Raw genomic sequence first — 7,360 nt, forward strand, 5'->3', positions numbered from 1 at the left:
GCTCCACCACCCCCCGCCGTCCCCCGGCCGGGGGTGGTGGAGCTGACGGTCACGGCCCCGAGGGCGGCCAGGGAGATCGGCGTCGCCTGGCTCGACGGCCACCCGGACACACCTCCGGTGGCCGCCTTCAAGAAGTTCCTGCTGTCGAGAAGAGGCCGCCTCCTCCACGACTGACGCGGCCCGCAGGGCCGTCGCCCCACCGGACCCGCGGCCGCGCCACAGACCTCAGGCACCCCTTTGTGAGCGAGCCCTCCCGAACCCGGAAGCAAGCGGCATCCGCAACCCCAGCGGCGGCGGCGCCGCCAACGCGTCCTCCACCGGCCGGGCGAACGCCGTCCCGAACAGCACCCCCATCACGAAGTCCGCCGCCAGCGCATGCACCTCGTCCCGGTACTGCGTCAGCCCGTGCCGATCAGCGTGCACCTCGAACCGGCAGATGTCGGGGTTCGTCTTCTTCGCCCGCGCCGCGAACCGGAACGACAGCTCGGGGTCCACCCGCTCGTCGTTCGTCCCGTGCACGATCAGCACCCGCCGCCCGGCCAGTTGTTTCACCGGTTCGGGCGGCGCCGCCACGTCCTCCTCCGGCAACCAGGGAGCGAGGGCCAGCACGGAGTTGACGGCCTCGTGCCCGCCCGCGTGCAGCGCGGCCCGCGCCCCCATGTGGAGCCCGGCCAGACACACCGGGACGTCTCCGTACCGCCGGACGACCTCGTCCACGGCCCACTCGGCGTCCCGCGCCAGCCGCGCCTCCGAACCGTTCCACCCCCGGTAGCGGTAGTGCACGACATGCGTGGCCAGCCCCGCCGTACGGCCCGCGCGGGCGAGCCGGCGGCCGAGGGCGCGCACGGACGCCGTCGCCAGCATGGGGGAGGGCCTGCGGGTGGATGCCTCGTCGCCGGCCGGGAGCAGCAGGACGACCCCGCTGACCGTGCTCGGCTCCGGGCCGATCGTCCGCCCAAGTCGGGGCGTACGTACCGGCATTGCTTGCTGCGCCATGACAGAACAGTGTCAGAAGACATGGTGTACGCCACCCGTCCTGTGGGTCACCGTTGGGTATCGACAGGACCGCCCGACAGGCGCTCTACGCGCGTAGGGCTTATCGTGCGAAAATGACGAACCAGACCGACCCGACCGGTACCACCCCGGACTCGGACCAGATCCGCCGGGCTCCCAAGGTTCTGCTGCACGACCACCTCGACGGCGGCCTGCGCCCCGGAACCATCGTCGAACTCGCCCGCGACAGCGGGTACTCCCACCTCCCCGAGACCGACGCCGACCGACTCGGCGCCTGGTTCCGCGAGGCCGCCGACTCCGGCTCGCTGGAGCGGTACCTGGAGACCTTCTCCCACACCGTCGCCGTCATGCAGACCCGCGACGCCCTCTTCCGCGTCGCCGCCGAGTGCGCCGAGGATCTCGCCGCCGACGGCGTCGTCTACGCCGAGGTCCGCTACGCCCCCGAACAGCACCTCGAAGGCGGGCTCACCCTCGAACAGGTCGTCGAGGCCGTCAACGAGGGCTTCCGGGAAGGCGAGCGGCGGGCCAGGGCCGACGGCCACCGCATCCGCGTCGGCGCCCTGCTCACCGCCATGCGGCACGCGGCCCGCGCCCTGGAGATCGCCGAACTCGCCAACCGCTACCGCGACCTGGGGGTCGTCGGCTTCGACATCGCGGGCGCCGAGGCCGGGTACCCGCCCACCCGCCACCTCGACGCCTTCGAGTACCTCAAGCGCGAGAACAACCACTTCACCATCCACGCCGGCGAGGCCTTCGGACTCCCCTCCATCTGGCAGGCGTTGCAGTGGTGCGGCGCCGACCGGCTCGGTCACGGCGTCCGCATCATCGACGACATCCAGGTCCACGAGGACGGCTCCGTGAAGCTCGGCCGCCTCGCCTCCTACGTCCGCGACAAGCGCATCCCGCTGGAGATGTGCCCCAGTTCCAACCTCCAGACCGGCGCGGCCCGTTCGTACGCCGAGCACCCCATCGGACTGCTGCGGCGACTGCACTTCCGGGCCACCGTGAACACGGACAACCGCCTGATGTCGCACACGAGCATGAGCCGTGAATTCGAGCATCTTGTCGACGCTTTCGGTTACACGCTCGACGACATGCAGTGGTTCTCGGTCAATGCTATGAAGTCAGCATTCATTCCTTTCGATGAACGACTGGCCATGATCAATGACGTGATCAAGCCCGGATACGCCGAGTTGAAATCCGAATGGCTGTTCCGTCAGACGGCTTCCACCAGCGGTTCTGTCGACGAACAGGGTTGAGCAGCGGCATCGGGAAGCGGTCGCGCCGACGGCGACGCGGCCGCTTTTCGATGTTTGCCTCCGGCGGGACTTTGGTGTTTACGTTTCGGCACCGCTCACCACCCGTCAAACGCATTCCAAGGACGCATTCAACATGAAGCAGTCTGCTGCCAAGACCCTCGGTGTCGCCGTCGTCGGTGCCGCCATCGCCGCCGCGGGCGCGGGCGCCGCGAACGCCGCACCGGGTGCCCCCGACGCCTCCCAGGCCCTGGGCACCGTCACCCAGGCACTGCCCGTGGAGAACGTCTCGAAGGTGCTGCCGGTCGCCTCCGGCGCCCTCGCCCAGGGGCAGAGCGCGCTCGGCGCCGGCCTCGAAGCCGCCCAGCCCGCCGCCACCAACGTCCTCGCCGAGGGTCCCACCGCCCCCGTCGCGGGACTGCTCGGCGGCCTCCCCGTCGGCAAGACCCTCCCCGCCAAGGGCCTCGGCGTCAACGGCCTCCCCCTCGGCGGCCCCGCCGCCTGAGGCGCATCGCGACAGCCGAACGGGGCGCACCCTTCGAAGGGTGCGCCCCGCCGGTGTGTGCGCCGGCCGGCGGTCGTCGGCCGGCGCGCGTCACCAAGCCGCGCGGGCCTTGCCCTCCGAGGGGAACAGGATCCACAGGGCTATGTACAGCAGGAACTGCGGGCCGGGCAGCAGGCACGACACCAGGAAGATCACGCGCATCGTGGTCGCGGAGGTACCGAAGCGCCGTGCCAGCGCGGCGCACACTCCGCCGATCATCCGGCCTTCGGTGGGGCGGGCAAGGCGGCTCATGAGGGCTCCTTCGTCAGCGTAGGACGTCGACCGGAGGCCGACGGTGGGACGGGGCCTCGAAGCGGCCACCGCTCTCTTCTCCACACCTTCGACGCTACGGGGACGAAGCGGACGAAGCGTCCCTCTACGGAGCCATCCCGACCCTGGGAATCGTCGGGGTCCGACCCTGAGACAACTCCTCGGGGCGCGGCCGTGCCGCCCGCACCCGGGTCTCGGCCCTCCGCCGCAACGCCGACCTGAGCGCCGGAACGACCGCGAGGTGGGCGAGGCCCACGCCGACCGAGTTCAGCAGGATCGAGTCGATGTCCACGACCTGACCGGGCACCCCGGTCTGCAACAACTCGATGGCCAGCGACAGCAGCGCCCCGGCCGCGACCGACCGGGCCAGCGAGGCGAGCGGCGACACGGCGAGCCTGCCGTGCAGCATCGGCAGCAGGACACCCAGCGGAGCGAGCAGCGCCAGTCCCTCACCGATCCGGTGGGCCGCCTCCGGCCAGCCGAGCGCGAGATCCGCTCTGATCCCGGCGAACGGCCGCAGATTCGCGGGACTCATCCAGGTGACGTCCAGCGGACGCAGCGTGATCCAGGCAACGACCGCGAGATGCGCGGCGAGGAGGACACCCCCCGCCACACGGACACGGACCCCGGCGCTACCGCCGTTCGTACCTTGAGGCTGCACGCCCCCCAAGACGCGGCCCCCGACACGATCGGTTGCAGGAACTTTTTCGAGGCTCGGTTCGCCTCCGGGGCGCAGAAGCCTGTGTCGAGTGCGCGACCGTGCTCGACCCCTCCTTCGTCGGGGCCTCCGCGCGCTCGCGCCCTCGACACAGGCGCGCCCCTTCGGCTCACTCGCCAGCCTCCGTTGCAGTGGTCCTGCCAAGGTGCTGTCGGTCGGAGAGGTGCCCGGCGCGTGAAGCCAGGGCAGTGGGCGTCCGTCAGGAGCCGCTGATCTCCTCGGAAGGCGGGTTGCCCTCGCCCGGGGAGGACTCGGTCTCCTGGGTGCACTCGTAGCGGCGTAGCGACTCGGCGCTCGTGCTGCCGAGGACCACCGAGCCGTTGTCGCCGGCGGCGGCGGAGTCGGCGAAGGTGCAGACGATCTGGGCCAGCGCGTAGCGGGGTAGGGCGTCGGGCGCGGTGGACAGGCGGAGGGTGTCCTCGGGGTCGTCGGCGGTGGGGCCCGTCACCGTGAGGCCGGGCGGGACGGCGGTGGTGTGACCGGCCTCGTCCTCCACGTCGCTGGGATCGCCGGCCAGGGCGTCCAGCAGGCCCTGTGCCACGACGACACGCCGCTGGGCCTCCTCGGTGCTCTTCTGGGCCACCTCCACCGAGCGGTTGACGCGGACGAGCGCCCCTGAGCACAGCAGGAACACCTCGACCGGCATGCCCGAGGGGGTCGCCTGGGTCGAGAGGTCCGTCGCCGACAGCTCGCACGGCACCATCGAGGGCGCCGGGCCGAAGTCCGTCGGCACCTGGGTCGCGCGGATGCCGCAACCGGCGAGGAGGCCGGTGAGTGCCCCGGTCGCGACCAGGACGCGTACGGCTCGGGCGTCTCGTATCGTCACTGGCCGTCCCCTTCGGTGCCCGCCGGGCCGCCGTCGCCCTGCTCGCCGTCCCGTGCGTCCCGTTCCCTCGCGACCAGGGAGGCCGCGTCGCGGGGCAGACGCAGGGTGAAGACCGCGCCGCCCTTGGGGGAGTTGGCGGCGCTGATCTCGCCGCCGTGGATGTGGGCGTTCTCCAGGGCGATGGACAGGCCGAGGCCGCTGCCCTCGGAGCGTGGGCGGGAGGCGCTCGCCTTGTAGAAGCGGTCGAAGACGTGCGGGAGGACGTCCTCGGGGATGCCGGGGCCGTGGTCCTGCACCTCGATGAACAGGTTCTCGCCCTCCGTGCGCACCGAGACGCGCACCGGGGAGCCCCCGTGCTTGAGCGCGTTGCCGATCAGGTTCGCCAGGATCACGTCCAGGCGGCGCGGGTCGAGATTGACGATGATGCCGCGCTCGGCGTCCAGTTCCACCGCGTCCAGCCAGGCGCGGGCGTCGATGCAGGCGGTGATCTGGTCGGCGATGTCGACGTCGTCGAGGACGAGCCGGGCCGTGCCCGCGTCGAAGCGGGTGACCTCCATCAGGTTCTCGACCAGGTCGTTGAGGCGGCGGGTCTCGCTGACGACGAGCCGTACCGCCGGTTCGATCATGGGGTCGAGGCTGCCCGTGTCGGCGTCCAGCTCCTCCTCCAGCACCTCCGTGACGGCGGTGATCGCGGTCAGCGGCGTACGGAGTTCGTGGGACATGTCGGCTACGAAGCGGCGGGAGGCCTCCTCGCGGGCGCTCATGTCGTCGACCTTCTTCTCCAGCGACTCCGCCGCCAGGTTGAACGTCCGGGAGAGGTCGGCCAGTTCGTCCGTGCCGGAGACCCGCAGTCTGGTGTCGAGCTTGCCCTCGCCGAGGCGCCGGGCGGCCACGCCGAGGCGCTGCACCGGCTTGAGCACGGTCGTCGCGGCGGCCTGCGCGAGCAGCGCCGAGCCGATCAGCGACAGGCCCGTGGCGATACCGAGGGACCAGGCGAGGGAGTTGAGGTCCTTCGCCTCCTCCGCGAGGGACTTGCGCATGTAGCCGGTCGGCCCGCCGCCGATCATCTTCGCGCCGCCCACCAGATACGGGGTGTCGCCGTCGATGACCCGCTGCCAGTACACGTGGTACGCGTGCTTGTTGCCCGAGGTGAGCTTCTGCCGCTTGTTGACGGCCTTCTGCAGCGACGCGGGTACGTCCTCCAGCGAGAAGCCGGTGAGCGCGTTGTCGGTGGAGGATCCGGAGACCGTCTCGCCGTCGGCGCCCCGGGCGATCAGCAGCACGCTGGAGCGCTCGCCGCCGTCCGCCATCTTCCGCGCCGCGATCCGCAGTTGGTCCTGGGTCGGGTTCGGGCGCAGGGTGCTCACATGGCTCTGCATCTCGCGCTCGAAGTCGTTGAGCGCCGCGTCCTGCGCGCGCGTCTGCACCGCCTCGCGGTTGAGCCAGTAGGCGATGCCGGACGCCGACACGGCGGCCGTGAGCGCCACCAGACCGAAGACGACCACCAGACGCAGCCGCAGACTGGTGAAACGGATCCGGGACTGCACTTTCCTGCGAGCCGCGGCCCAGCCGCGGATCCCCCCTCGGGCCTTCGTCACTGAGGCGTGTCCAACCGGTAGCCCACGCCGCGCACGGTACGGATCAGGGTCGGCGACGACGGTACGTCCTCGACCTTGGCGCGCAGCCGCTGCACACACGCGTCCACCAGGCGGGAGTCGCCCAGGTAGTCGTGCTCCCACACCAGACGCAGCAACTGCTGCCGGGACAGGGCCTGTCCGGGCCGGCGGCTCAGCTCCAACAGCAGCCGCAGCTCGGTGGGCGTCAGCTGGAGGTCCTCGCCGTTCTTCGTCACGGTCATCGCCGCGCGGTCGATCACGAGGGAGCCGAAGGTCGCCGCGTCGTTGGCCTCGCGCTCACCGCGCCGCAGCACCGCGCGGATCCGGGCGTCCAGCACCCGGCCCTGCACGGGCTTGACCACGTAGTCGTCCGCGCCCGACTCCAGGCCCACCACGACGTCGATGTCGTCGCTGCGCGCGGTGAGCAGGATGATCGGCAGCTGGTCGGTACGCCGGATCCGCCGGCACACCTCGAAGCCGTCGATGCCAGGCAGCATCACGTCCAAAACGATCAGATCCGGCCGCTGTTCGCGCAGCAGCTTGAGACCATCCTCGCCGGTGGCGGCGGTGGCGACACGGTGCCCCTGGCGCGTCAGTGAGAGCTCCAGGGCCGTGCGGATGGCGTCGTCGTCCTCGATCAGCAACAGGGAAGGCACGGGCTCATTCTGGCCCATGGCATGGCGCCGAATCGACCGTTGGAGCGCTCCCACCCGACACCCGCACACGATCGTGCCGTTCGCGTAGCCGTACGACTCTTCTCTGTGATCGACCTGTGCCCCGCCTGGGCCGCACCCGAGGGGCCGACCCCTGTGACAGGTCTGTGACAGTCGGCGGACAGAGCCATGAAGGTGAACCGGCAATCTTCTCGGCACAGGCAAGAAAGCACGCCGAAGACCGGAACTCCACGACGGGGGGCGCGAGATGAACACGCTGCACAGCACCAGCACTAGCGCAGTTGTCACGCGGCTCCACGACGTCGTCGTCCGGAACGCGGAGAAGTCCGGTGCCGTGAGCGGGCGGGGGTGCGCTCGCGGCACCGGGCGTCAGCACACGACGTTCATGTCGGTGGTTGACGCAAACGTGGGGGGAAGCACCACGGGGGCAACGGGGGTCGCC

General features: G+C 71.0%; 8 protein-coding genes and 2 pseudogenes. 4 read left to right on the forward strand and 6 right to left on the reverse strand.

Annotation, left to right across the window (positions count from 1 at the left end; all coding sequences use genetic code 11):
* A pseudogene (locus P1P70_RS36585) lies at nt 1-174 on the forward strand (LysR family transcriptional regulator); the annotation flags it as partial.
* A 51-nt stretch (nt 175-225) separates the two neighbouring features.
* Here the strand turns inward: P1P70_RS36585 and P1P70_RS36590 are convergent.
* A complete protein-coding gene (locus tag P1P70_RS36590; protein ID WP_319245461.1) occupies nt 226-996 on the reverse strand; it encodes a prolyl oligopeptidase family serine peptidase in 771 nt (256 codons plus the stop codon).
* A gap of 113 nt (nt 997-1,109) precedes the next feature.
* Here P1P70_RS36590 and P1P70_RS36595 point away from each other — a divergent pair, with 113 nt between their 5' ends.
* Both P1P70_RS36595 and P1P70_RS36600 read left to right on the forward strand, forming a co-directional pair.
* Nucleotides 1,110-2,273, forward strand: a complete 1,164-nt coding sequence (locus P1P70_RS36595) for an adenosine deaminase (RefSeq protein ID WP_319245463.1) — start codon at nt 1,110-1,112, stop codon at nt 2,271-2,273.
* Between the two features lie 133 nt (nt 2,274-2,406).
* Nucleotides 2,407-2,775: an ATP-binding protein gene (locus P1P70_RS36600; RefSeq protein WP_319245465.1), complete on the forward strand. Its 369-nt coding sequence runs from the start codon at nt 2,407-2,409 to the stop codon at nt 2,773-2,775.
* Nucleotides 2,776-2,865: 90 nt separating this feature from the next.
* Here the strand turns inward: P1P70_RS36600 and P1P70_RS36605 are convergent, their stop codons facing one another.
* The 5 genes from P1P70_RS36605 to afsQ1 form a co-directional block, all read right to left on the reverse strand.
* The gene (locus P1P70_RS36605) at nt 2,866-3,066 is read right to left on the reverse strand and encodes a PspC domain-containing protein (protein ID WP_086760136.1); all 201 of its coding nucleotides are present in this window, start codon (nt 3,064-3,066) and stop codon (nt 2,866-2,868) included.
* 124 nt (nt 3,067-3,190) lie between these two features.
* Entirely contained in the window at nt 3,191-3,745 is a 555-nt protein-coding gene (locus P1P70_RS36610; protein ID WP_413471631.1) for a VanZ family protein, read from the reverse strand.
* Nucleotides 3,746-4,001: 256 nt separating this feature from the next.
* Nucleotides 4,002-4,628, reverse strand: coding sequence for a hypothetical protein (locus P1P70_RS36615; protein ID WP_319245468.1), 627 nt, complete (start codon nt 4,626-4,628; stop codon nt 4,002-4,004).
* On the reverse strand, nt 4,625-6,175 hold the full coding sequence (locus tag P1P70_RS36620) for a HAMP domain-containing sensor histidine kinase (protein ID WP_319245470.1): 1,551 nt from the start codon (nt 6,173-6,175) through the stop codon (nt 4,625-4,627). The genes P1P70_RS36615 and P1P70_RS36620 overlap by 4 nt, the downstream gene beginning before the upstream one ends.
* A 47-nt stretch (nt 6,176-6,222) precedes the next feature.
* Nucleotides 6,223-6,900 carry a two-component system response regulator AfsQ1 gene (gene afsQ1, locus P1P70_RS36625; RefSeq protein ID WP_013001223.1) on the reverse strand — a complete coding sequence of 226 codons (678 nt, stop codon included), beginning with the start codon at nt 6,898-6,900 and terminating at the stop codon, nt 6,223-6,225.
* A 265-nt stretch (nt 6,901-7,165) separates the two neighbouring features.
* Here afsQ1 and P1P70_RS36630 point away from each other — a divergent pair.
* Nucleotides 7,166-7,360 (forward strand): annotated as a pseudogene (locus tag P1P70_RS36630) (SigE family RNA polymerase sigma factor); the annotation flags it as partial.

The organism is Streptomyces sp. MB09-02B (assembly GCF_033794485.1).
Lineage (GTDB): Bacteria > Actinomycetota > Actinomycetes > Streptomycetales > Streptomycetaceae > Streptomyces.